Annotated in this window: 19 protein-coding genes; 10 read left to right on the forward strand and 9 right to left on the reverse strand. The window is 66.0% G+C overall.

Annotation, left to right across the window (positions count from 1 at the left end; translation table 11 throughout):
• Nucleotides 1-49 precede the first annotated feature (49 nt).
• The 4 genes from smc to E5554_RS03715 form a co-directional block, all read right to left on the reverse strand.
• Complete coding sequence (gene smc / locus E5554_RS03700) at nt 50-3,493, reverse strand: chromosome segregation protein SMC (protein ID WP_136185995.1); 3,444 nt, start codon at nt 3,491-3,493, stop codon at nt 50-52.
• Nucleotides 3,494-3,570: 77 nt separating this feature from the next.
• The gene (locus tag E5554_RS03705; protein WP_010337523.1) at nt 3,571-4,305 is read right to left on the reverse strand and encodes a thioredoxin domain-containing protein; all 735 of its coding nucleotides are present in this window, start codon (nt 4,303-4,305) and stop codon (nt 3,571-3,573) included.
• Nucleotides 4,306-4,349: 44 nt separating this feature from the next.
• Nucleotides 4,350-5,018, reverse strand: a complete 669-nt coding sequence (locus E5554_RS03710) for a thioredoxin domain-containing protein (protein WP_004209297.1) — start codon at nt 5,016-5,018, stop codon at nt 4,350-4,352.
• A 41-nt stretch (nt 5,019-5,059) separates the two neighbouring features.
• Nucleotides 5,060-5,602, reverse strand: coding sequence for a DciA family protein (locus tag E5554_RS03715; RefSeq protein ID WP_069338756.1), 543 nt, complete (start codon nt 5,600-5,602; stop codon nt 5,060-5,062).
• Between the two features lie 26 nt (nt 5,603-5,628).
• On the opposite strand from E5554_RS03715, the gene E5554_RS03720 reads away from it, so the two are divergent.
• The 4 genes from E5554_RS03720 to E5554_RS03735 are packed head-to-tail and all read left to right on the forward strand — an operon-like array spanning nt 5,629 to nt 9,776.
• Nucleotides 5,629-6,699 carry an A/G-specific adenine glycosylase gene (locus E5554_RS03720; protein ID WP_010337521.1) on the forward strand — a complete coding sequence of 357 codons (1,071 nt, stop codon included), beginning with the start codon at nt 5,629-5,631 and terminating at the stop codon, nt 6,697-6,699.
• The gene (gene nudC, locus E5554_RS03725; RefSeq protein ID WP_010337520.1) at nt 6,686-7,606 is read left to right on the forward strand and encodes an NAD(+) diphosphatase; all 921 of its coding nucleotides are present in this window, start codon (nt 6,686-6,688) and stop codon (nt 7,604-7,606) included. The genes E5554_RS03720 and nudC overlap by 14 nt, the downstream gene beginning before the upstream one ends.
• A gap of 39 nt (nt 7,607-7,645) precedes the next feature.
• Nucleotides 7,646-8,992, forward strand: coding sequence for a metallopeptidase TldD-related protein (locus E5554_RS03730; RefSeq protein WP_010337519.1), 1,347 nt, complete (start codon nt 7,646-7,648; stop codon nt 8,990-8,992).
• A complete protein-coding gene (locus E5554_RS03735; protein ID WP_037519327.1) occupies nt 8,979-9,776 on the forward strand; it encodes a 3'(2'),5'-bisphosphate nucleotidase CysQ in 798 nt (265 codons plus the stop codon). The genes E5554_RS03730 and E5554_RS03735 overlap by 14 nt, the downstream gene beginning before the upstream one ends.
• Here the strand turns inward: E5554_RS03735 and E5554_RS03740 are convergent, their stop codons facing one another.
• Nucleotides 9,777-10,454 carry a GDSL-type esterase/lipase family protein gene (locus E5554_RS03740; protein WP_136188242.1) on the reverse strand — a complete coding sequence of 226 codons (678 nt, stop codon included), beginning with the start codon at nt 10,452-10,454 and terminating at the stop codon, nt 9,777-9,779.
• Nucleotides 10,455-10,625: 171 nt separating this feature from the next.
• Between E5554_RS03740 and E5554_RS03745 the strand changes: the two genes are divergently transcribed.
• Nucleotides 10,626-11,564, forward strand: coding sequence for an acyltransferase family protein (locus E5554_RS03745; protein WP_063976667.1), 939 nt, complete (start codon nt 10,626-10,628; stop codon nt 11,562-11,564).
• Here E5554_RS03745 and E5554_RS03750 read toward each other — a convergent pair.
• Nucleotides 11,561-12,124, reverse strand: coding sequence for a hypothetical protein (locus tag E5554_RS03750; RefSeq protein ID WP_136185996.1), 564 nt, complete (start codon nt 12,122-12,124; stop codon nt 11,561-11,563). The two genes, E5554_RS03745 and E5554_RS03750, sit on opposite strands and share 4 nt — an antisense overlap.
• 98 nt (nt 12,125-12,222) lie before the next feature.
• A complete protein-coding gene (purD, locus tag E5554_RS03755) occupies nt 12,223-13,500 on the reverse strand; it encodes a phosphoribosylamine--glycine ligase (protein WP_063976699.1) in 1,278 nt (425 codons plus the stop codon).
• A gap of 7 nt (nt 13,501-13,507) precedes the next feature.
• On the opposite strand from purD, the gene xseA reads away from it, so the two are divergent.
• Genes xseA through E5554_RS03770 form a run of 3 tightly spaced genes read left to right on the forward strand, consistent with a single transcriptional unit; the run spans nt 13,508 to nt 16,088 of the window.
• A complete protein-coding gene (gene xseA / locus E5554_RS03760; RefSeq protein ID WP_136185997.1) occupies nt 13,508-15,001 on the forward strand; it encodes an exodeoxyribonuclease VII large subunit in 1,494 nt (497 codons plus the stop codon).
• 23 nt (nt 15,002-15,024) lie between these two features.
• Nucleotides 15,025-15,237 carry a DUF2093 domain-containing protein gene (locus tag E5554_RS03765; RefSeq protein ID WP_037508030.1) on the forward strand — a complete coding sequence of 71 codons (213 nt, stop codon included), beginning with the start codon at nt 15,025-15,027 and terminating at the stop codon, nt 15,235-15,237.
• The gene (locus E5554_RS03770; protein ID WP_125987920.1) at nt 15,234-16,088 is read left to right on the forward strand and encodes a M23 family metallopeptidase; all 855 of its coding nucleotides are present in this window, start codon (nt 15,234-15,236) and stop codon (nt 16,086-16,088) included. Before E5554_RS03765 ends, E5554_RS03770 begins: the two co-directional genes overlap by 4 nt.
• Before the next feature lie 3 nt (nt 16,089-16,091).
• On the opposite strand, the gene E5554_RS03775 is transcribed toward E5554_RS03770, so the two are convergent.
• Nucleotides 16,092-16,634 (reverse strand): hypothetical protein, encoded by a 543-nt coding sequence (locus E5554_RS03775; RefSeq protein WP_063976670.1) that lies wholly within the window; start codon nt 16,632-16,634, stop codon nt 16,092-16,094.
• 393 nt (nt 16,635-17,027) lie between these two features.
• On the opposite strand from E5554_RS03775, the gene E5554_RS03780 reads away from it, so the two are divergent.
• The gene (locus E5554_RS03780; protein ID WP_063976671.1) at nt 17,028-19,973 is read left to right on the forward strand and encodes a TonB-dependent receptor; all 2,946 of its coding nucleotides are present in this window, start codon (nt 17,028-17,030) and stop codon (nt 19,971-19,973) included.
• 99 nt (nt 19,974-20,072) lie between these two features.
• On the opposite strand, the gene E5554_RS03785 is transcribed toward E5554_RS03780, so the two are convergent.
• The gene (locus tag E5554_RS03785) at nt 20,073-21,086 is read right to left on the reverse strand and encodes a hypothetical protein (RefSeq protein WP_063976672.1); all 1,014 of its coding nucleotides are present in this window, start codon (nt 21,084-21,086) and stop codon (nt 20,073-20,075) included.
• Nucleotides 21,087-21,097: 11 nt separating this feature from the next.
• Here E5554_RS03785 and E5554_RS03790 point away from each other — a divergent pair, with 11 nt between their 5' ends.
• Nucleotides 21,098-22,402, forward strand: a complete 1,305-nt coding sequence (locus E5554_RS03790) for an aspartyl/asparaginyl beta-hydroxylase domain-containing protein (protein WP_247594370.1) — start codon at nt 21,098-21,100, stop codon at nt 22,400-22,402.
• Nucleotides 22,403-22,430: the final 28 nt, after the last annotated feature.

Consider the following 22,430-nt stretch of genomic DNA (forward strand, 5'->3'; position numbering starts at 1 on the left):
CTTCGCCAGCCGCCGCGCGGGGGCAAGGACCGGTTGCGCAGCGCTGGCCCTATTGCGCCGCCAGCAGCGCCTCGGCGCCGTGCAGGTTGACCGACACCAGCCGGCTGACGCCGCGCTCGACCATGGTGACGCCGAACAGGCGGTGCATGCGCGCCATCGACACCGCATTATGGGTGACGATCAGGTAGCGGGTCCGGGTCTGGGCGACCATCGCATCGAGCAGGTCGCAGAAGCGCTCGACATTGGCATCGTCCAGCGGCGCGTCGACTTCGTCCAGCACGCAGATCGGCGCCGGATTGGTGAGGAACAGGCCGAAGATCAGCGCCACCGCGGTCAGCGCCTGCTCGCCGCCCGACAACAGGGTCAGCGCCGCCAGCTTCTTGCCCGGCGGCTGGGCCATGATCTCCAGCCCCGCCTCCAGCGGATCGTCGCTGTCGATCAGTTCCAGATGGGCCTGGCCGCCATTGAACAAAGTGGTGAAGAGCCGGCGGAAATGGCCGTCCACCGCCTCGAACGCGGCCAGAAGCCGCTGCCGCCCCTCGCGGTTGAGACTGCCGATCGATCCGCGCAACTGGTTGATCGCCTGGGTCAGTTCCGCGCTTTCGGCCCGGCTGGTCGCCTGGATCGTCTCCAGCTCCTCCAGCTCCTGCGCTGCGACCAGATTGACCGGGCCGATCCGCTCGCGCTCGGCCGACAGTCGGTCATGCTCGGCCTGTTCGCTCTGGGCGATGCGGATGTCGGCGCTGGGAAAGCCCAGTTTCTCCGGCAGCACCGGCGGCGGGCATTCGAACCGCTCGCCCGACAGGCGATTGGTCTCGATCCGCCGCTCGTCCGCCGCCTCGGCCCGCGCCACCGCCGTCGCCCGCGCCTCACGCGCACCGGCCAGCGCCTCGCCGGCATCGGCGGCACGCTTTTCGGCTGCCTTCAGCGTCGCCTCGGCCTCGATCTCGGCGCGGCGGGCCTGTTCGGCGCGTTCGACCTGCGCCTCGCGCTCCTCGGTCAGCGTGGCGATCGTGGCGCCCAGTGCCTCGGGCTGGCCCTCGATTGCGGCGCGCTCCTGCACCACCGTCTCGCCGCGCGTCGCCATGGCGGCGATGCGCTTGGCGGCCTCGCCGGCGCGGGTGTTCCATCCCTTGGCTTCGGCATCGGCCGCTGCCATGCGCTCGCGATCGCTCGACAGCGCCCGGTCGGCCAGCGCCTGGTCGGCCTGCAACTGGCTGACGGCCATGCGCGCCTTCTCGCTCGCCTGCGACAGCGCCGCCACCTGCGCCCGCGTCTCGGCGCCATCGGGCAGGGCGGCGCGCGCAGTTGATGCCTTGTCATGCTCGGCCTGTGCCGCCGCCTGGTCGCGCCGCGCCTCGGCCAGCCGTTCCTCGATCGCCTCGCGCTTGCCGCTCAGCCGCTCCAGCGCGCCCGCCGCCTCGTCCGCCGCGCGCAGGGCGGCACGCAGCCGCTGGTCCGCATCGCCCAGCTTGGTGCGCCCGGCCGCCAGCGCATCCACCGCCGCCTTCTCGCGCGCGCCGGCCTCGGCCTGTTCCGCCTGCGCACCCTCGACCGCCTGCGCCGCTGCCGGACGCGCAGCATCGATCGCCTCCAGCCGGTTGATGCGGATCAGCCGTTCGGCGGCCGCCGCGCCGCCCTCGACCGCGACATAGCCGTCCCAGCGCCGCAATTGCCCATCCAGCGTCACCAGCCGCTGGCCGACATGCAACGCCTGGCCGTTGTCATTCTCCACCACCGCCACCTGCGCCAGCCGCCGCGCCAGCGCTGCGGGCGCGGTCACATGCGCCGCCAGCGGGCTGGCGCCGTCGGGCAAGCCGGGATCATCCTTCAACGCCTCAGCACCCGCCCAGCGACGCGGCCCTTCCGCCCCGATCGGTGCTTCCAGATCATCGCCCAGCGCTGCCGCCAGCGCCCGCTCATAGCCCGGTGCCGCCTTCAACTGGTCAAGCGCCCGCGCCCGGCCGCTGCCGCCGGCATCGATCGCCTTGCGCAGTGCCGTCGCCTCGCTGTCCAGCGCCGCCAGCGCCGCCCGCGCCGATGCCAGCGCCGCCTCCGCTGCCGACCGCGCCTCGCTCGCCACCTGCCGCGCCGTCTCGGCCGTCGCGATTGCCGCTTCCGCCGCCTCGCGATCGGCATTGGCGCGGACCTGCGCCGCCGCTGCCTCGTCGCGCTTCGCTTCCAGCGGCGCGGCATCGGGCAAGGCGGCCGCTTCGCCCTCCAGCCGCCGCATTGCCTGCTCCGCCCGGCTCAGCCGGTCGCGCGCCGCCGCCAGCGCTGCCTCGGCGACGCGCAGCTCGGCCTGCTCGCCCGCCTGCTTGGCCATCGCCCTGGCCAGCTCCAGCTCGGCATCGCGCGCGCCATCCTCGGCGCGGGCGATGCGCGCGGCGAAATCGGGGCGCATCGCCTCGGTCTCGGCAATCCGGGCCTTCAGGCTCGCGACCTCGGCGGTCAGCCGCGCAATCGCCTCGGCCGCGTCATTGGCCAGCGTGCCCTCGCGCTCGCGATCCTCGTCGAGCCGCGCCGCCTGCTGCGCCAGGTCATGCAGCCGGCGCACCACCCCGTCGCGCTCGGCCTTCAGCGTGTTGAGCTGGTGGCCGGATTCGCTCGCGGCATCGCGCGTCGCCAATGCCTCGGCCCGGCGCTCGGCCAGCGCCGTCACCGCGGCACTGCTATGGACATTGGCCGCCGTCAGCGCCTCCTGCGCCGCGCCCACCGTCGCCTCGGCCAGCTTCGCCTCGGCCCGCGCCGCCTCGGCACTGGCATTGGCCTCGCGCCAGCGGGCGAAGATCACCCGGCCCTCGGATATGCGGATCTGTTCGGACAGGCGGATATAGCGTTCCGCCGCGCGCGCCTGGCGCCGCAAATTGCCGGCGCGGCTGTCCATATCGGCCAATATCTCGTCCAGCCGGGCCAGATTGCCCTCGGCCGCGCGCAATTTCTGCTCGGCATCCTTGCGCCGGACATGCAGGCCGGCGATCCCTGCCGCCTCTTCCAGCATGGCGCGCCGTTCCTGTGGCCGGGCGGCGATGACGGCGGCGATCCGCCCCTGGCTGACCAGCGCCGGGCTGTGCGCGCCGGTGGCGGCGTCGGCGAAGATCAGCGCCACATCCTTGGCGCGCACATCCTTGCCATTGGCGCGATAGGCGCTGCCCGCGCCGCGTTCGATCCGGCGCGTGACTTCCAGTTCGCCATCCGCGCCGACATCGACCGCGTTGAACAGCTCGCCCTGTTCCTGGATGGTCAGCAGCGACACTTCGGCTAAGTCGCGCTGTGGCCGGCTGGTGGTGCCGGCGAAGATCACATCCTCCATGCCGCCGCCGCGCATCGACTTGGCGCTGGATTCGCCCATCACCCAGCGGATCGCTTCCAGCAGATTGGATTTGCCGCAGCCATTGGGGCCGACAATGCCGGTCAGGCCCGGCTCGATGCGCAATTCGGTCGCATCGACGAAGCTCTTGAAGCCCGAGAGCTTGAGCCGTTTTATCTGCATGGGGAAACGCCGGGGCAGGGTGCCGCCCCGGTCTCCTTGGGCCTCAGGCCTTCAGATGTCGCCCCCCCTTGCGCCAATCAGATACCCGCTTCCTTGAGCTTGTTCTTCAGCACCGGCCAGGACGATGCATTCTCGACCACCACGCCGTTCATCAGGAAGGTCGGCGTGCCGGAGATATTATATTGCGCATTGGCCGCCTCGACGCCCTTGGCCAGCTTCTCGGCAGTTGCCGTGTCGGCCAGGCACTGCTTGGCCTGGTCCTCGGCAATGCCGCGCTGCTTGGCATAGTCAATGAGGCCCAGCGCGTTGGCCAGCTGGCCGAAACGCTGTGCCGGCGGCGCCGACACCATCGCCTGATAGGGGGCGTCGCCCAGGCCCTGCGCCTTTTCGAACATCGCGCTCTGGTTGGCGAAGAACTGTTCCGACAGCGGGTAGTAGATGTCCTTGCCGCCGCAACGGGCCAGCAGCGCCGTCGTGATGTCGATCGGGTCGCGGACATAGACGCGGAATTCGTAGCTGATCTTGCCGCTATCGACCATCGCCTTCAGTTCTTCCGACGATTCATGGGCGAAGTCGCGGCAGTGGCTGCAGGTGAAGGAGCCATATTCGACCAGCTTCAGCTTGGCATTGGGATTGCCCATCACGAAATTGCCTTCGGGCGTTTCGGCGACGGTTTCCGACCAGCTGGTGCCGGCGGGCGCGGCCACGGCGGCGATCGGCGCGGCGGAGGTTGCATTGCCCTCATCCTTCTTGCCGCAACCGGCAAGCGTCAGGGACAGGGCGATAAGGGCAAGGCCGGACAGGACTTTCACGACGGGCGACGCTCCGAATTATGGATAGTTGGGGACGGTTTAGATCAGCGGGCGGCTGCGGGCAATGCGGCCTTGAGCAACTCCCAGGTCGATCCCTGGACCAGCGTGCCGTTGACGACGAAGCCGGGCGTGCCGGTGATCTTGACCTTGTTCCACGCCTCGTCGGTCATCGCCAGGATCGCCTTTTCCGATGCCGGGTCGGCGATGCAGGCGTCGAGCTGCGCATTGGTGAAGCCGCGCTTGTTCATCAGCGCATACAGGCCGGTCTTCTGGCCAATGTCGCGCAGCGCCGCCTTCTGCTCGGTCGGCTTGGCGGCGCCCTTGTCGTACGCCATGATCTGCTCCATCCAGGCATCCTGGTTGGCGAACAGCGCCTCATGATTGCCCATGAAGCGCTTGGCGCCGCCGCAACGGGCCAGCAGCGCGGCGGTCAGGTCATATTTGTCGCGCACTGCGTTGCGCACTTCGGCGCTGACCTTGCCGCCCTTCACATAATCGGCCTTCAGCGATGCACTCGCGTCATTCACGAAATGTGCGCAGTGGCTGCAGGTATAGCTCACATATTCGACCAGCTTGGTCGGCGCGGCGGGGTTGCCCATGACATGGCCACCGATCGGCGAACGCACTACCTGCGCGACCCAGTTGGGCGCGGCGGCGACGGCGATGGCGGGAACGGCGATCAGGGCAAGCAGGGAAAGGCGGAACTTGGTCATGGGGCAGTCCTAAGGCATCGCCCCGGACGGGGCGGGTTGCATCAACCGATCTTGGGCAGGCCATTCGAATTCGCAAGCCCCTGTGCCAGCGATTCGAGGACTTTGCGCAATTCCGGGTCACCGATGTCGCGCAGGGAATCCCCCAGCTCGACCGGAATGGGTTTGAGGTTGCGGGGCGGCGGGCGCCGCTCGACCGGTGCGGGACCGACCATGCCCTGCTTCATCGCCACCTTGGCGACGGCGGCATAGCCGAAGAAGCGGTTCACCCGCTCGATGATGTCGGGCAGCGCATGCTGGATCATCGGCGCATGGCCGCTCATCACCGTCAGTTGCAGCGTGCCGCCCGATTTCTGGCCGACCGGAAAGCGGATCGACTCGGGCGCGGTGATCGCGGCATAGTCGGCGCCGACGATATCGTTCCAGCGGGTGACGATGCTCGACTGGACGAAACCGAACTTGCGAAAGGCGGTACGGCCGATCTCCGGCATCAGGTCGGCGATCGCGCGCGGCGCACCCACGCGGGGGCGCTCGGCCGGCGGCGCGGCGCGGCTCGTCTTTTTCGCGGTCGGGGGGCGTTCCGTCATGGCGCGCTACATGGCATAGGGCCGCCATGCGCGTCGAGATGTCGGGTTCAAAAATCGCACGGGATCTGCTGGCCCATTATGACGTCCATGCCCGGCGCCTGCCCTGGCGCGCGCCGCCGGGCGCCAATGCGGCCGATCCCTATCATGTCTGGCTGTCCGAAGTGATGCTGCAACAGACCACGGTTGCGGCGGTCGGCCCTTATTTCGAGAAATTCACGGTCCGCTGGCCGACGGTGGAGGATCTGGCCGCCAGCGCCGACGCCGACCTGATGGCCGCCTGGGCGGGGCTGGGCTATTATGCCCGTGCCCGCAACTTGCTGGCCTGCGCCCGCGCCGTGGTGGCCGACCATGGCGGCCGCTTCCCCGACACCGAAGATGCATTGCGCGCCTTGCCGGGCCTGGGCGCCTATACCGCCGCGGCCGTCGCCGCGATTGCCTTTGGCCGCCGCGCCGTGGTGGTCGACGCCAATGTCGAGCGGGTGGTCGCCCGTTTGTTCGCCATAGCGACACCGCTGCCCGCGGCCCGGCCGGACATCCGCGCCGCCGCCGACAGCATCACGCCGGACCTGCGCGCCGGCGATTTTGCCCAGGCGATGATGGACCTGGGCGCCACCATTTGCACCGCGCGCAACCCCGCCTGCGGCATCTGCCCGCTGCGTCAGGATTGTGCGGCGGTGCGCACTGCCGATCCCGCTGCCTTCCCGGTCAAGGCGCCGAAAAAGGCCAAGCCCCATCGCCTCGGCCATGCCTGGTGGATCGAACGCAGCGATGGCCAGGTCTGGCTGGTGCGGCGCCCTGACAAGGGATTGCTGGGCGGCATGCGCGCGCTGCCCAGTTCCGACTGGAACGCCGCGCCCGACGTCACGCCGCCCTTCGCCGCGCAGTGGCGGACGATCGATCCGCCGGTCGCCCATGTCTTCACCCATTTCTCGCTGGCGCTCAGCGTCCACACTACCCATGTGGGGCTGGACCATGTGCCTGACGGTGCAGGGGAATGGTGGCCGCGCGACCGGATCGGCGAGGCAGGGTTGCCCACCCTGTTTGTGCGGGCGGCCGATGCGGCGATGAAGGAGTTGACGGACGATGCACGGAACTGACCCCCAAGCGCACGGCCTGCCCGGTTTCGTCGGCGGCACGCTCGACCGGGTCGACCATATCCGCAGCAATCCCGCGCTCCATGCGCAGGCCTTTGCCTCGCCCAATGCCCGGCTGCTGATCCTCGAAGGGCTGGAGCCGGTGACGGACGATCATGGGCTGGCCCTCTCCCCGCTCGGTCCCGATGCCCGGATCGAGGAGCATGCACTGCTCGGCGTCGATCTGCAGGATCGGCCGATCTTCGTCCATCTGGTCGAGACGCTGGAACAGGGCCCCAATGCGACGCCGCGGTCGCGTGGCCTCGCCGATCTCGTCTCCGCGTCCGACGTTGCGCTCTACGGCACCGCGCGCAGCCTCGTCTTCTGGCATGCCCGGCATCGCTTCTGCTCGGTCTGCGGTGGGCCGACCCATGCGCACAAGGCCGGCTGGGCGCGGCGCTGCGAATCCTGTTCTTCCGAACATTTCCCGCGCGTCGATCCCGTTTCGATCATGCTCGCCGAGCATGAGGGACGGGTGCTGCTCGGCCGCCAGCATAGCTGGCCGCCCGGCCGCTATTCCGCGCTCGCCGGCTTCATCGAGCCGGGCGAGACGGTCGAGGAAGCGGTCGCGCGCGAACTGAAGGAGGAAGCCGGCATCACGGTCCATTCGGTCCGCTATGTGATGAGCCAGCCCTGGCCCTTCCCGTCCTCGCTGATGATCGCCTGCGTCGCCCAGTGTGACGATCCCGCGCTGACCCTGGACGAGACCGAGATCGAACATGCCTTCTGGTGCGATGCCGATGGCGTCGCCGCGGCGCTGGCGGGCGATCCCGACGCGCCTTTCCTGGCGCCGCCGCGCATGGCGGTCGCCTGGCATCTGCTCGACCATTGGCTGCGCGGCGCGGTTGCCCCGTCCGACGCAAGGGCGTAAGGCCCGGCTTCGTCTTCACTACAGGATCGACCTCCCCTTATGCTCAGCCTCGAAGAAGCCCAGTCGCGCGCGCAGGATCTGGTGACGGCGGCGCGCAAGGCGGGGGCGGACGCGGCCGACGCCATCTACGCGTGCAACGCCTCGACCACGGTAGCGGTGCGGCTCGGCGCGCTGGAGGATGTCGAACGGTCCGAGGGCGAGGAGATCGGGCTGCGCGTCTTCATCGGCCAGCGTTCGGCCAGCATTTCCGCGTCGGACATGAATCCGGCGACGCTGGCCACCCTGATCGATCGCAGCATCGCCATGGCGCGCGAAGCGCCGGAAGATCCCTATGCCGGCCTGGCGCCGGAGGATCGGCTGCTCAGGAAGCGCGCGCCGTCGCTCGACCTGGTCGATGACGAGGAACCCGAACCCGCCGCGCTGCGCGAACGCGCGCTGATCGCGGAAGAAGCGGCGCGCAGCATTCCCGGCATCACCAACAGCGAAGGCGGCGGCGCCGCCAGCGGCCGCAGCCAGGTCGCGCTCGCCACCAGCCATGGCTTCGCCGGCGCCTATGCCGCGACCAACCATTCGACCTGGGCCAGCGTGCTCGCGGGCAGCGGCGCCGACATGCAGCGCGACCATGCCAGCCATGCCAGCCGCCATCTCAAGGATCTGGACGATGCCGAAGCGGTCGGCATGCGCGCCGGCCAGCGCGCGGTCGCCCGGCTCAATCCCGGCAAGGTCGACAGCGGCGTCATGCCGGTCATCTTCGATCCGCGCATCGGCTCCAGCCTGGTCGGTCATCTGATCGGCGGCATGGTCGGCCCGGCGATCGCACGCCGCTCCAGCTTCCTGCTGGACTCGCTGGGCGAAACATTGTTCGACAGCAAGATCACGATCATCGACGATCCGCTGCTGCCGCGCGGCCTGCGCTCGCGCCCGTTCGACGGCGAAGGGCTGCCGGTCGAGCGCCGCGCGCTGATCGAGGATGGCGTGCTGACCGGCTGGCTGATGGACAGCGCCTCGGCCCGCCAGCTTGGCTTGGAACCCACCGGCCATGCCAGCCGGGGCGGCGCCGGTGCGCCGGGCGCGGGCATCACCAATGTCCATATGGAAGCGGGCAGCCTGTCGGTCGGCGAACTGATGGCCGATGTGAAGCGCGGCATCTATGTCACCGAACTGATCGGCATGGGCGTCAATGGCGTCACCGGCGACTATAGCCGCGGCGCTGCCGGCTTCCTGATCGAAAATGGCGCGGTCGGCCCGGCCGTGTCGGAAATCACCATCGCCGGCAATCTGAAGGACATGTTCCGCACCCTGGTGCCGGCCAATGACCTGATGTTCCGCTATGCCATGAACGTGCCGACCCTGCGCGTCGACGGGATGACAGTTGCCGGCGGCTGAACCCCTTTTGCCGGCCGTCGTTTCGGCGGTCACCGATGCGGCCGATCGCGCGCTGGCGCTATGGGCCGATGGGGAAACGCGCGTGCGCCAGTGGGAAAAAGTGCCCGGCCATCCGGTCTGCGAGGCGGACCTGGAAATCGACGTCATGCTGCGCGAACGGCTGGCGGCGATCGATCCGCAGGCCGGCTGGCTGTCGGAGGAGACGGCCGACACCGTGCATCGCCTGGGCGTATCGCGCGTCTGGGTGGTCGATCCGATCGATGGCACCCGCGACTATCTGCGCGGCCGGCCCGGCTGGGCGGTCTCGGTCGCCCTGGTAGAGGATGGCGCGGTCCGTCTGGGCATCCTGGCGGCACCCGCGCGCAAGGAATTGTGGATTGCGCAGGCAGGTCAGGGGGCGACCCGCAATGGCGTGCCGCTCCATGCCGGCAATCGCACCATGCTGCCCGGCGCCCGCGTCCCCGCCGACCAGCTGCCGCGCGCCGACCGCGATCTCGTCACCGTGGACAAGCCCAACAGCATCGCGCTGCGCATGGCGATGGTCGCCGCCGACGAGGCCGATCTGGTCGCCACCGTGCGCTGGGGCAATGAATGGGACGTTGCCGCCTCCGCCCTGATCGCGCAGGAGGCCGGCGCCATCGTCACCGATGCGCTGGGCGATCCGCTCGCCTTCAACCGGCCCCAGCCGGTCGCCTTCGGCCTGCTCTGTGCGGCGCCGGGCATCCATGCCGCCGCCGCCGCCCGCCTCGCGCCGCGCGCGAAGGAGATATTGGGCAAGGCCTGATCAGCCAGCGCAGGCCTTCACCGTCTTCTCCGGCAGAATCTCTTTCAGCCGGGCCCGCACCACATCGGCCCAGATGCGGTAACCGGCCGGGTTCATATGCACCTTGTCTGCCTGATAATTGTCGCCCAGCTTGCCGTCCTTCAGCAGCGGCGTGGTGATGTCGGCATAATGGACATTCTGCATGTGCGGGATCAGTCGCTGGGTCGCATCATTATAGATTTGCTGCTGCGGATAGATCGCCCAGCGCCCCGGACTGGGCTTCATCGATAATATGATGACCGGCACGTCGCCCAGCAACTGCGTCCGCATCTCCAGGAAGCGTGCCATATCGTGGAAGATCGGCCGCAGCTGTCGCCCGCCCGCCAGGTCATTCTCGCCGGCATAGAGGATGATCGCCGCCGGTTTTGGCGTTCCCGGCTCGATATTGGCGAAGCGCGGCAATATCTCGTTGAAGGTGGCGCTGTTGATGCCGCGATTATGCGCGACCCATGGCGCCATATCCTGTTCCAGGCTGGTCCAGCGTTTGATCGACGAACTGCCCACGAACCACAGGGCGCACGGCCCCTCGCGTCCCTGCCCAACGGGCAGGGTCTGGCTGGCGTCGCGATAATGGGTGAAGGCGAACCAGCCCCCGATTATCACGCAAAAAATCGACAGGGCCAGCAGACGCTTGCCCAAAGCTGTATCCAGTCTCTGCAAGATGATGGCGACCCTCCTGCTAATAGCCGAAGTCTAAACGATATTTTCCTTAAGAAAAGATGGCTGCGGCAGAATGATGCCATTGCGGATTTTAAGGGCTTGGCAATATTGTGACGCTATCGTTTCGATGGCAAATTTTGCGAGCATATCGTGACCAAGAACCCGTCGATCGACCTGCTGAAAGGCTTGCTGATCCTGCTCGTCATGGGCGGGCACGCGATGGAATTGACGCATCAGCAGCATGTCCTGCTGTGGATCGGTTCGGGTTTCCGCATGCCGTTGATGATCGGTATTTCCGGCTATCTGCTCAACGTCACCCGCACCCGCTCCATGCCGACTGGCGAGATGTTCAGCCGCTATGGCCGGCGCATGCTGCTGCCCTGGGCGGTGGCGATGCTCGTCTACTGGCTCGCCAGCGGCGGCCTGCTCTCCTGGCAGACGCCGCTCGACCTGCTGCTGCGTCCGCCCTTCCATCTCTGGTATGTGCCGGCGCTGTTCCTGTTGATGCCGCTTTCGCCGCTCTTGCTGCTGGCGATCGGCACGCCCGTCAGCCTGGCGACCATGTATAGTTTCGGCCTCGACCATGGCGCAGTCGGCGGCAGCCTGTTGTCGCCCGACAGCCGTTTCCTGCGCTATCCGGTCTATTTCTTCTTCGGCATGCTGATGGCCGAACGGGGCATGCCCAAACGCTATCTATGGCCCGTGCTGCTGGTCGGGGCGCTGGGTCTGTTCTGGTGGTCGGATCTCTATGGTACCGGCAATGCGCTTGCCTTCGTGCCCGCCCGCTTGCTGATGTGTCTGGCGCTGATCGCGCTGCTGCCCAGCATCTCGGCGGTGCGCTTGCATTTCGGCCCGATCAACCGGATCGGGCGCGAAAGCCTGTTCTTCTATCTCTGGCATCCGCTGGTGATGGGGCTGGTGGCGATGCTCGACCCGCATGGCGCCGTCATTCTCGCTGGTGCGGTGCTGCTGCTCTACATCGCCAGCGCGCTTGCGGGGCAGGGGCGATTGCCGCCCCTGTTGCTGGGCGCGGTGCCGCAACGCAGGCCGGCTCCAGTTGCCATGCAACCGGAACCGGTCACGGTTTAGATCTTGCCATATTTCGCTTCGAAGCCGGCAATGTCACCGGCGGCGAGATATTTGGCCTGTTCGATCCACTGATCGCGGACCGGACGCCCCTTGAAATTGCCCAGCTTCGCGTCGATCGCGGCGATGTCGCTGTCGCTCCAGCCGGCGATCTGGGCATAGCGCGTCACGCCCAGCTCGGTCAGCAATGCGCCCAGCTTGGGACCAACGCCCTTCAGCTTCAGCAGGTCGTCGGCGTCATCGCTCGGTGCCGCGACGGCAGGCGATGCCGGGATCGGCGCGGGCGTCGGTTCGACCACAGGCGCAGGCGCTTGCTCGACCACCGGCTCCACCGCGACCGGCTTGGCGACCATGGGCTCGGCAACCGGCACCGGATCGGGCGTGGCCACCAACGGCGCGACGACAGGCTCGGCAATCGGTTCGGCGGCCACGGGCGGTGCCACCGGCGCGGGGTCTTCCACCGCAGCCGACTTGCCCTTGCCCGACAGCAGGAACACCAGGCCGATCACGACCAGCAGCGCGATCAGCAGCCACAGGCCATAGTCCATGAAGAATTCCTGCATCGCCCTTTGCCTCCCGGAATGGATATGTCGCCCTATTTAAGGACGCTTGGCGGCGCGGGACAAGGGGGACATGTCCCGATCCCGCGCCGGTTTGGCCCTTATTGCGCCTCGCGGGCGACCTCGCGCCAGCCAATGTCGCGGCGGCAGAAGCCGGTCGGGAAGTCGATCGCGTCGACCGCGGCATAGGCGGCGGCCTGCGCCGCGCCCACCGTATCGCCGGTCGCGGTGACGTTCAGCACGCGGCCGCCATTGGCGACGATCATGCCATCCTTCTCCGCCGTGCCGGCATGGAAAACGCGGGCACCCTGTGCTTCGGCTGCGTCGATCCCCTTGATCGCACCGCCCTTTTCCGGCGTGCCGGGATAGCCATTGGCGGCCATCACGATGGTCAGCGCGGTGCGATCCGCCAGCGCGACCGGCCCCTGCTCGGCCAGCCTGCCTTCGGCCACCGCCAGCAGCAATTCGACCAGATCGCCGTCGAAGCGCATCATCAGCACCTGGCATTCGGGGTCGCCGAACCGGGCATTATATTCGATCAGCTTGGGGCCTTCCTCAGTCAGCATCAACCCGGCATAGAGCACGCCCGAATAGGGCATGCCTTCGGCCGCCAGCGTCTCGACCGTCGGCTTGATGATCCGCTCGATCACCTGCGCCTCCAGTTCGGGGGTCAGCACGCGGGCCGGGCTGTAGGCGCCCATGCCGCCGGTATTGGGGCCGGTGTCGCCGTCGCCGACGCGCTTGTGGTCCTGGGCCGAACCGAAGGGCAGGATCGCGCGGCCGTCGGTCAGGGCAAAGAAGCTCGCCTCTTCGCCGGTCATGAACTCTTCCAGCACCACTTCCTCGCCGGCCTTGCCGAACGCGCCGGAGAACATGGTGTCGAGCGCGTCGAGCGCTTCCTGCCGGGTTTCGGCGATGATCACGCCCTTGCCCGCGGCCAGGCCATCGGCCTTGATCACCACCGGCAGGGTGAAATCGTCGAGCGCGGCGATCGCGCCATCCTTGCTGGTGACACGGATGTAGCCGGCGGTCGGGATGTTGGCGCGCTGGCACAGATCCTTGGTGAAGCCCTTGGACCCTTCCAGCTGCGCCGGCTTCTTGTCGGGGCCGAACACGGCGACGCCCATGGTGCGCAGATTGTCGGCCAGGCCGTCGACCAGAGGCGCTTCCGGCCCGATCACCACCAGCGAAATCGAATGGCGGGTGCAGAAATCCAGCACCGCGCGATGATCGGTCGCGTCGAGGTCGACCAGCGTGGCATGCTGGGCTATGCCGGGGTTGCCAGGCGCCGCATAGAGCGTCGAGAGGCGTGGCGATTGTGCCAGCTTCCACGCCAGCGCATGTTCGCGGCCGCCGCCGCCAAGCAGAAGGATGTTCATCTCGGCCATGTCCCCGGAATTTGATGCCTATGACAGTTCGGGCCGCCTGTTAGCCGAGGAAAGGGCGGGGGACAACGCGCCGCCGCTCAGTGTCAGCGAATTGTCGGCCCTGTTGAAGCGCACGGTGGAGGATCGCTTCGGCCATGTCCGCCTGCGCGGCGAGATTTCCGGCTTCAAGCGCGCGGCCTCGGGCCATCTCTATCTGGCGCTCAAGGACGATAATGCCGTGCTCGACGGGGTGATGTGGAAGGGCGGCGCGCAACGGCTCGCCTTCCAGCCGCAGGACGGGGTGGAGGTGATCGCCACCGGCAAGCTCACCACCTATCCGGGGCGCTCCAAATATCAGATCGTGATCGACCGGATGGAGTTGGCGGGCGAGGGCGCGCTGATGGCCCTGCTCGAAAAGCTCAAGGCGAAGCTCGCGGCCGAAGGGCTGTTCAACCGCGACCGCAAGCGCCGCTTGCCCTTCCTGCCGCGCACCATCGGCGTCGTTACCTCGCCCACCGGCGCGGTGATCCGCGACATTCTCCATCGCCTGGCCGATCGCTGCCCGACCCAGGTGCTGCTCTGGCCGGTGCTGGTCCAGGGGCAGGGTGCGGCCGAACAGATCGCCCGCGCCGTGCGCGGCTTTTCCGCCATGGACGGTAGCGGCCCGCTGCCCCGGCCCGATCTCGTCATCGTCGCGCGCGGTGGTGGCTCGATCGAGGATCTGTGGAGCTTCAACGAGGAAATCGTCGTCCGCGCGGTCGCCGAATGCTCGATCCCGACCATTTCGGCGGTCGGGCATGAAACCGACACGACCTTGTGCGACTATGCCGCCGACATGCGTGCGCCCACGCCGACGGCCGCCGCTGAAATGGCGGTGCCGGTCCGCGCCGAACTGCTGGCGATGCTGGGTGAAATGGGCCTGCGCTCGGGCCGGGCGGTGCGGCGCGGGGCGATGCAGGCACGCGAACGGCTGGATATGCAGGCGCGGCTGATGCCGACGCCCGACACGTTGCTCGCGCCGCAGCGGCAGCGGCTCGACCTGCTGTCCGACGGCCTCAACAGCGGCCTGCGCCACCGGCTGGCCGACGCCCGCGCCCATCTGGGCCAGGTCAGTGGCGCGCTGCGCCCGGCCTTGCTGCGCCAATATGTCAGCCGCGCGGCCGAGCGGGTCGACCGGTTGCGGTTGCGCCCCGACTATCTGACCCGCGTCTATCGCGACCGGGCGACCGCCTTCGATCGCCTCTCGCGCCTCTTCACCTCGGTCAATCCCGATCTGCCGTTGCAACGCGGCTTTGCTCGGGTGATGGCGGGCGATCGGCTGATCCGTTCGGTGGTCGATGCACAGGCCGCGGGCCAGGTCAGCCTGCACTTCGCCGATGGCGCCGTGGCCGCCGCGATCGACACCGCCGCACCTCTTGAGCCGGCCCCCGCGCCCGCTATATCCGCCCCATCCCGTCCCGCGCGCAAGCCGCGCGACACCGTCGAAGGCGGCCAGCAGGATCTCTTCTCCTGATGCGCCGCAGAAAGGCCTGATTCATGTTGATGTCCAACCGCGACCGTCCGGCCCGGCTGCATTATATGCCTTACAGCTTTCGCGTGCTGCAGGCCGGCGACCATGTGCTGTGCGCCGTGTCCGGCCAGCGCATCCCGCTGGAGGATCTGCGCTACTGGTCGATCGCCCGGCAGGAGCCCTATGCCAGCGCCGCTTTGTCGGTCGAGGCGGAACTGAAGGCGCGCCCGGCCGGATGATCCGTCGCGCTGCTGTTTTGCTGGCGGTCGCTGCGCTGCCGCTTGCCCCGGCGATGCTGCGCGCGGCGCCGGCTGTGGTGGCTGGACCCGATTTCATCCTGTCCGGCGCGGCGATCCAGGGCGGCACTTTGCTCGGCACCGCGCCGGCCGGCACGGTCGCGCTCCATTTCGGCGACCAACTGGTGCCGGTCGATGCCGATGGCCGCTTCCTGATCGCCTTCGATCGCGATGCGCCGCCGCCGGCGAAGCTCAGCGCGCGCCTGTCGGATGGCCGGGTGATCGATCGCGCCCTGACCGTCGCACCGCGCGAATGGCGGTTGGAACGGATCAACGCGCCGCTCCGCCCGACGAAAAGCAGCGAGGCCTTCCTCGCCCTGCGCAAGCCCGAACTGGAACAGATCGCCGCTGCGCGCGACAAGCTGACGGACGCACAGGGCTGGCGCCAGATCTTCATCTGGCCGCGCCTCGGCCGGATTTCCGGCCTGTTCGGATCGCAGCGCATCTATCAGGGCCAGCCCGGCGCCTATCATGGCGGCGTGGACGTCGCCGGCGCCACCGGCGAGCCGGTAGTAGCGCCGGCGGACGGGGTGGTGATCCTGGCCGCCGATCACCCCTTCACGCTGGAGGGCAATCTGCTGATGATCGACCATGGCCATGGCCTCAACAGCGCCTTCCTGCATTTGTCGCGGATCGACGTGAAGCCCGGTGACCATGTGGCACAGGGGCAACGCATCGGCGCGATCGGCGCCACAGGCCGCGCCACCGGACCCCATCTTCACTGGGGCATGAAATGGAACGACGCGCGCATCGACCCGCTGCTGCTCGCCGGGCCGATGCCGCAGGCGCGATAGGGATCAGCCCACGCGTTTCATCCGCACGGCACGACCGCCTTCAACCTTCCCCATGAAGCTACCCATCGTCGCCCGGTGGATTTCGATCATCTGCCCGGCCTTGGGCTGGCGGCCAGTCGTGGCTTCGGTGGTCATCCACTGCGCGCCATCTTCCAGCGTGATCTGCCATGTTCCATTGCCTGCGCTTCGCACGGCAGCGATTTTTGCTTCAATCTGGTTGAATTCTTCAGCTTCCTTCTTGTCCTGGTTGTCGTTGTTTCCGGTCAGGAAGGGCAGCTTTGGAAGGGTGAAGCCGAACAGTGAACGCCGGGTTTTGTTGAGTTCGGTCTTGTCGAGTACCACAACCTCGTCACGTTCAGCGGCATGGTCCATTACGCCGACCTGTCGGTCATAACAGGCAAGACGTGCTGAATTGTCAGTGATTTCACGACATTTCAAAAGGTCGGTAAATATTTCGGCGCGTGGTTGCTGGCGCTGGGCGGCTTGCGCGCCGCTTATGGTCAGGCAGAGCGGCAGAGCCCCGATCATCACAAGATGTGCCTTCATATACTTGATTCTCCGTCCATCTCTCGCCATCTGACGGCACCATGCACCCTGCGGATTTACCGTCAATAGAGGGGGCGCCTCTTCCAAAATCAGGTCTGAAAATTACAAACTGGCAGCAGTTGGATTGCAGTTGCAGCATTGCTACGCACGTGCTGCCATGGTTGAAATTATCTTGCCTTGCAGCCGTAAAATTGCACATGTTTCGCCTTGTTGCATTTTTGATACAGGGCTGTTCAAAAGCGGCAATGTGCAATTTCGCGCGCTTTACAGCGGCTTTCGCACCGCGCAGGTTCCCGCAATCCATACGGGGGGATCGCTGTCGGGCACCATATCCCCTTGTAGGTGCACATGAAGGCAGGTGACTGCCCAACTCCAGAGCAAGGGACTGGAAACGTGAAGACATTTTCGAAGAGGGCACTGCTGCGTGCCAGCGCCGCTCCGGCGATCCTCGGTGCGTCGTTGTTCGCAACCGCCGCGTCGGCGCAGGACGCGCCTCAGACGGCTGAAGCTGCCGCGACTGACACGATCGTCGTGACCGGATCGCTGATCCGCAACCCGAACCTGACGTCGTCGTCGCCGGTTACGGCGGTTGGCGAAACCGAAATGCAACTGCGCCAGACGACCAACGCCGAAGCGCTGCTGCGTGATATTCCGGGTGTGGTTCCCAGCATCGGCCAGAACGTCAACAACGGCAACGGTGGTGCGGCTTATGTCAACCTGCGTGGCCTTGGCCGTAACCGCAACATCGTCCTGCTGGACGGTCAGCGCGTTACGCCGGCGGATTTCGGCGGTTCGTTCGACCTTAACAACATCCCGACCGCGCTCGTTTCGCGCGTCGACGTGCTGACCGGCGGTGCTTCGACCACCTATGGTGCGGACGCCGTTTCGGGTGTCGTCAACTTCATCACCCGTCGCGATTTCGCGGGCATGGACCTGAGCATCGGCGAGCAGATCACCGATCAGGGCGATGGCAACCGCTTCAACATGGACTTCACGGTCGGCGCGAATTTCGACGATGGTCGTGGTAACGCCGTTCTGTCCGTGGGCTATCAGGAAGCCGACCCGATCTATCAGGGCGATCGCGACATCTCGGTCTTCGGTATCTCGTCGACGACGGGCCGCGCTTCGGGTTCGTCCTTCACCTCGACGCCGACCGGCATTTCCTTCGCGACCGAAGATACCCAGGTCAGCCCGGACGGTCAGTCGCTCGTGCCCTTCTACCAGGGCTTCAACTTCAACCCGTACAATATCTTCGTGACGCCGTTCAAGCGCTTCAACATCTACGGTTCGACCCGCTACGAAGTGTCGGACAAGGTAGAAGTCTTCTCGCGCGCACTGTTCTCGAAGAACACTGTCGACACGATCATCGCGCCGTCGGGCATTTTCGGCACCTCGCTGACCATTCCGGGTAACAACCCCTATCTGCCGACCGCGATTCGTGACCGTATCTGTACGGAAGCGGGCATTGCACTGGGCGCTGCGTGCAACAACAATGCTGCTCTGCCGCTGCCGGCTGTTTATCGCCGTACCGTTGAAATCGGTCCGCGTATCAGCAGCTATGAAACCCAGATCTTCGACATCAACATCGGCACGCGCTATCACATCAACGATAGCTTGAGCCTCGAAGTCTATGGTTCGCATGGCGAAAGCCAGAACACCCAGACCCAGTCGGGCTATGTTCTGAACTCGCGCGTGCAGCAGGCTCTCAACGCCACCAGCACCACCGCGTGCACCAACACGGCCAATGGCTGCGTCCCGCTCAACCTGTTCGGTTCGATCACGCCTGATCAGGCTGCCTTCCTGAACGGTCAGAGCACCATCACCAACAAGGCCAGCCTGTCGCAGGCGCATGCCGTGTTGTCGGGCGACATGGGCTTCTCGTCGCCGCTGGCGTCGAACCCGGTTTCCTTCGCGGCCGGTGCGGAATATCGCAACTACACTGCCGAGCGTATCCCGGACAATCTCTCGCTCGTCCCGGGTGAACTCGGTGGCGCCGGCGGCGCTGTTCTGCCGCTGGACGGTGGCTTTGACGTCTACGAATTCTTCGGCGAAGTCATCGCGCCGCTGGTTTCGGATCGTCCGTTCGTTCAGGAACTGACCGTCGAAGGCGGCATCCGCTATTCGAAGTACAAGGTCGATACCGCTGGTAGCCCGCGCTTCAACGCGACCACCTACAAGTTTGGTGCGACCTGGGCGCCCGTGGATGATCTCAAGTTCCGCGGCAACTATCAGCGCGCCGTCCGCGCGCCGAACATCGGCGAACTGTTCGCACCGGTCGTTACCGGTCTGACCAGCCTTGCGACCGACCCGTGCGCCGGTGCTGCACCGACCACCAACGCGAACCTGCGCGCTGTCTGCCTTGCGCAGGGTGCTCCGGCCGCATCGATTGGTGCGATCCAGACCCCGAGCGCGGATCAGGCCAATGCGACCGGTGGTGGCAACCCGAACATCCGTCCGGAAACGGCGAAGACCTTCACCGTTGGTATGGTTCTGCAGCCGCGTAACTTCGTGAGCGGCCTGACCGTGTCGGTTGACTATTACAACATCAAGGTCAGCAACGCGATCACCGCAGCCACGCCGCTGGACATCATGGGCGCCTGCTTCGATAACATCACGGCAGCGTCGGCGACTTCGGAAGCCTGTACGTCGATCCGTCGTAACCCGGCAAATGGCCGTCTGAGCGGTACGTCGACTGCGACCAACCCGATCCTGGGTCTGCCGCAGCCGCTGACCAACAATGGTCGCCTGGCCACCGACGGTATCGATCTGTCGGTCAACTACCAGACCGATCTGAACTTCGCGCAGCTCGCTCTGAGCTTCAACGGTAACTGGACCAACAAGTCGACCTTCCGTGCATCGTCGACGTCCTACAACCGTGACTGCGTCGGCTACTTCAGCGTCAACTGTGCGTCGATCCAGCCGGAGTTCTCGTTCACGCAGCGTACCACCTTCACCTTCGGCAAGGTCGATCTGTCGCTCCTGTGGCGCTATATCGACAGCGTGAAGTATGAAGGTCAGGCTTCCGATTATGTTGCTCGCGGCTTCACCACGGCCAGCCGGAACCTGTTCAATGGCGAGATCACTGGCCCGAGCCCGCTGGCGGGTAAGAGCTACAACTTCAACAAGATCAGCGCCTATAACTACTTCGACCTGACCACGCGCTTCGGGATTACCGATAACCTTGATCTGACGATGTCGGCATTCAACATCTTCGACAAGAAGCCGCCGCTCGTCGGTTCGGCTGCCGGTACGACCACGTACAACAGCGGCAACACCTTCCCGTCGACCTACGACGCGGTTGGCCGTCGCTTCGCTGCGACCGCGCGTCTGAAGTTCTAAGGCACATCGCTAAAAAAAGAGGGGCGGCCTTCGCGGGCCGCCCCTTTTTTGTGCCTGTTCATTTTGGAGCAGGCCCTGGAATTTGAATGAAGGCTGGCTTCAGTTCGCCAGCAACGGCATCGGCAATTGATCCGGCAAGCCCGCGTTGCGGGCGACCAATTGAGCCCATTGGGCAACCCTTTCTATTTCTTCCTTATGCAATTGCTGCCCTTGCTGTCGGTCGCCTTCCCGCTGGCCGGGCTTGAAGGGGCTTCCGTCCTTGGCATTGCGCTGGAAGACCGTCTCGATCACGGGCGTAAAGCCATCGGCCGGCGGTGCGATTCCCAGAAAGGCGGAGGCCGCATCCAGGCTGGCGAGCGGGTCGGCAATCAACTGTTCGCTGTCCAGCGTCCGGACCCGGTCTGGCCAGCGGTCCGCCATGATCGTGAACAACCGATGCTGCGCCAGCCAGCCGACGGCGGCAGCTTGAAGGTCGGTATGCAGCAGATAATCGCGCGGGGTGAAGCCCAGTTCGACCAGCCCATCGACCAATTGCCGCGACAGAAGTTCGCGCACCCAAAGCCGCCCGGTCATCCCCTTGCGTGCAATCGATGTCAGATAGGCTTCGAGTGGGGCGTAGAGCAGGATCGCCTTGGCCTGAGGCCGCAAGCTCATCATGGCCGTCGCCAGTCCATTGACGACGTTGGACGGCTTGATGACGGTCGCCTCTCCCGTCTGGAACGGCCTTGCCAGGACGGACAGGCCGCTGTCGAGGACTTGGCTTACGGCATCAGGCGCCGCACCGCGCTGCCGCCATCCGACCAGATCGTTGAGCAGGACGGGCTCCTTCAGGGACATGGCCGATCCCGGCAGGTCGAAGGCGCTCGCCAGCAAGGTCGAGCAGCAATAGGCCGAATGGAATATGAAGTGGATCGGGCTTGGGTTGACGGTAAGATCGCTCCGTTTGATCACCAGCGGGGGATGCTTGGGCGCAAGGCAGTCATCTGTCAGGAAGGGCGTGGATCGGCGCACCTCGCGGTCGATGACGTGAAACTGGATCGCGTCATGCGTGGGATCATAGCGATGGGCCAGCCATTCGGCACTGGGGTTCTGTTGTCGGAAATCTTGTGTCATAGCTGAGGCATATGCCTTTGGGCTGCGGATTCAACCGTCATGACATTGGAATGAGCGTGCAAGCACAAGAAGATATGCAGCGTTTCCTGGCCGCAGCGCAGCAGGCGCGTGCCAATGGGCGGCCGGAGGAAGAAGCTGCCCTGCTTGCGCGCGCCGATGCTCTCGTGCCTGGCAATCCACTGGTTGCGAATGCGCGCGGTATGCAGGCGTTGGGACAGCGTGACTGGAAAGCGGCATGTCACTTCTTTCAGGCGGCCATTGCGGCTGATCCCAATGAGCCGGCGCTGTGGATGAATCTGGCGACGGCGCATCGTGGTGCGCAGGACGTCGATGGCGAACGGCGCAGCCTTGAAGGCGCGCTGGCGATCGATCGCCGCCATGTCATGGCGCAATATCGTATGGCGGAACTGCATCAGCGTAACGGCCATATGGCACAAGCCGCGCAAGGCTGGAGCCATGTTGCGCAGTTGCTCGAAGGGATCGAAAATCCGCCGCCGGCGGTGCGCAACATGCTGGCTCAGGCCAAGGCGTTTCTGGCCGGGCATAATGCGACGCTTGCCGCCACGATCGATGAAGCACTGGCCGATCAGATCGACATGCTGGGGCCACAGGCGCGGCGTTTCCGCGCTTGTGTGGATCATAGCCTTGGGCGACGGCGCATTTATCCCAATGTCTGTGCCGGCATTCATTATCCGTTTCTGCCTGCCGATGAATTTTTCGATCGGGCGCATTTCCCCTGGTTCGCACAATTGGAGACGCGTGCCGATGCGATACGGGCTGAGGCGGAAGCCATTCTATATGGCAATAATGACCTTATTCGCCCCTATGTACGCATGGAAAAGGGCGGCCCGGAAACCAAATGGTCGACGCTGGACGGTTCGCTGGATTGGACGGCCTGCTTCCTGTGGGAATATGGTGTCCGTAACGATGCGGTGTGCGATCTATGCCCTGAAACGGCAAAGGCGCTGGAAGCGGTTCCGCAAAGCCATATTCCGGGAAAGGCACCTTCCGCCTTTTTCTCGCTGCTGCGCCCCGGTGCCCATATCCCGCCCCATACGGGGGTGACGAATAGTCGTGCGATCATCCACCTGCCGCTGATCGTACCCGATGGTTGCGCGTTTCGCGTCGGTGGAGAAACCCGTCAATGGAAGGAAGGCGAAGCCTTTGCCTTCGATGACACGATCGAGCATGAAGCCTGGAATCGCAGCGAAAAGCCACGCGTGGTCCTGATCTTCGACGTCTGGAATCCGCACCTTAGTCCCGCGGAACAGGCATTGCTCAGCCGGATGTTCGAGATCACCGGCACAGCGGGCTAGAGCGTTTCCAAGCAGGCGGGATCGGCAT

The organism is Sphingobium sp. PAMC28499 (assembly GCF_004795815.1).
GTDB classification, from domain to species: domain Bacteria; phylum Pseudomonadota; class Alphaproteobacteria; order Sphingomonadales; family Sphingomonadaceae; genus Sphingobium; species Sphingobium yanoikuyae.

What these genes read in the sequence shown, in the direction of transcription:
- smc (WP_136185995.1), bottom strand. Translation starts at nt 3,493, where the DNA reads ATGCAGATAAAACGGCTCAAGCTCTCGGGCTTCAAGAGCTTCGTCGAT.
- E5554_RS03710 (WP_004209297.1), bottom strand. Translation starts at nt 5,018, where the DNA reads ATGACCAAGTTCCGCCTTTCCCTGCTTGCCCTGATCGCCGTTCCCGCC.
- E5554_RS03715 (WP_069338756.1), bottom strand. Translation starts at nt 5,602, where the DNA reads ATGACGGAACGCCCCCCGACCGCGAAAAAGACGAGCCGCGCCGCGCCG.
- E5554_RS03720 (WP_010337521.1), top strand. Translation starts at nt 5,629, where the DNA reads ATGCGCGTCGAGATGTCGGGTTCAAAAATCGCACGGGATCTGCTGGCC.
- nudC (WP_010337520.1), top strand. Translation starts at nt 6,686, where the DNA reads ATGCACGGAACTGACCCCCAAGCGCACGGCCTGCCCGGTTTCGTCGGC.
- E5554_RS03730 (WP_010337519.1), top strand. Translation starts at nt 7,646, where the DNA reads ATGCTCAGCCTCGAAGAAGCCCAGTCGCGCGCGCAGGATCTGGTGACG.
- E5554_RS03750 (WP_136185996.1), bottom strand. Translation starts at nt 12,124, where the DNA reads ATGCAGGAATTCTTCATGGACTATGGCCTGTGGCTGCTGATCGCGCTG.
- purD (WP_063976699.1), bottom strand. Translation starts at nt 13,500, where the DNA reads ATGAACATCCTTCTGCTTGGCGGCGGCGGCCGCGAACATGCGCTGGCG.
- xseA (WP_136185997.1), top strand. Translation starts at nt 13,508, where the DNA reads ATGTCCCCGGAATTTGATGCCTATGACAGTTCGGGCCGCCTGTTAGCC.
- E5554_RS03765 (WP_037508030.1), top strand. Translation starts at nt 15,025, where the DNA reads ATGTTGATGTCCAACCGCGACCGTCCGGCCCGGCTGCATTATATGCCT.
- E5554_RS03770 (WP_125987920.1), top strand. Translation starts at nt 15,234, where the DNA reads ATGATCCGTCGCGCTGCTGTTTTGCTGGCGGTCGCTGCGCTGCCGCTT.
- E5554_RS03775 (WP_063976670.1), bottom strand. Translation starts at nt 16,634, where the DNA reads ATGAAGGCACATCTTGTGATGATCGGGGCTCTGCCGCTCTGCCTGACC.
- E5554_RS03785 (WP_063976672.1), bottom strand. Translation starts at nt 21,086, where the DNA reads ATGACACAAGATTTCCGACAACAGAACCCCAGTGCCGAATGGCTGGCC.
- E5554_RS03790 (WP_247594370.1), top strand. Translation starts at nt 21,098, where the DNA reads ATGCCTTTGGGCTGCGGATTCAACCGTCATGACATTGGAATGAGCGTG.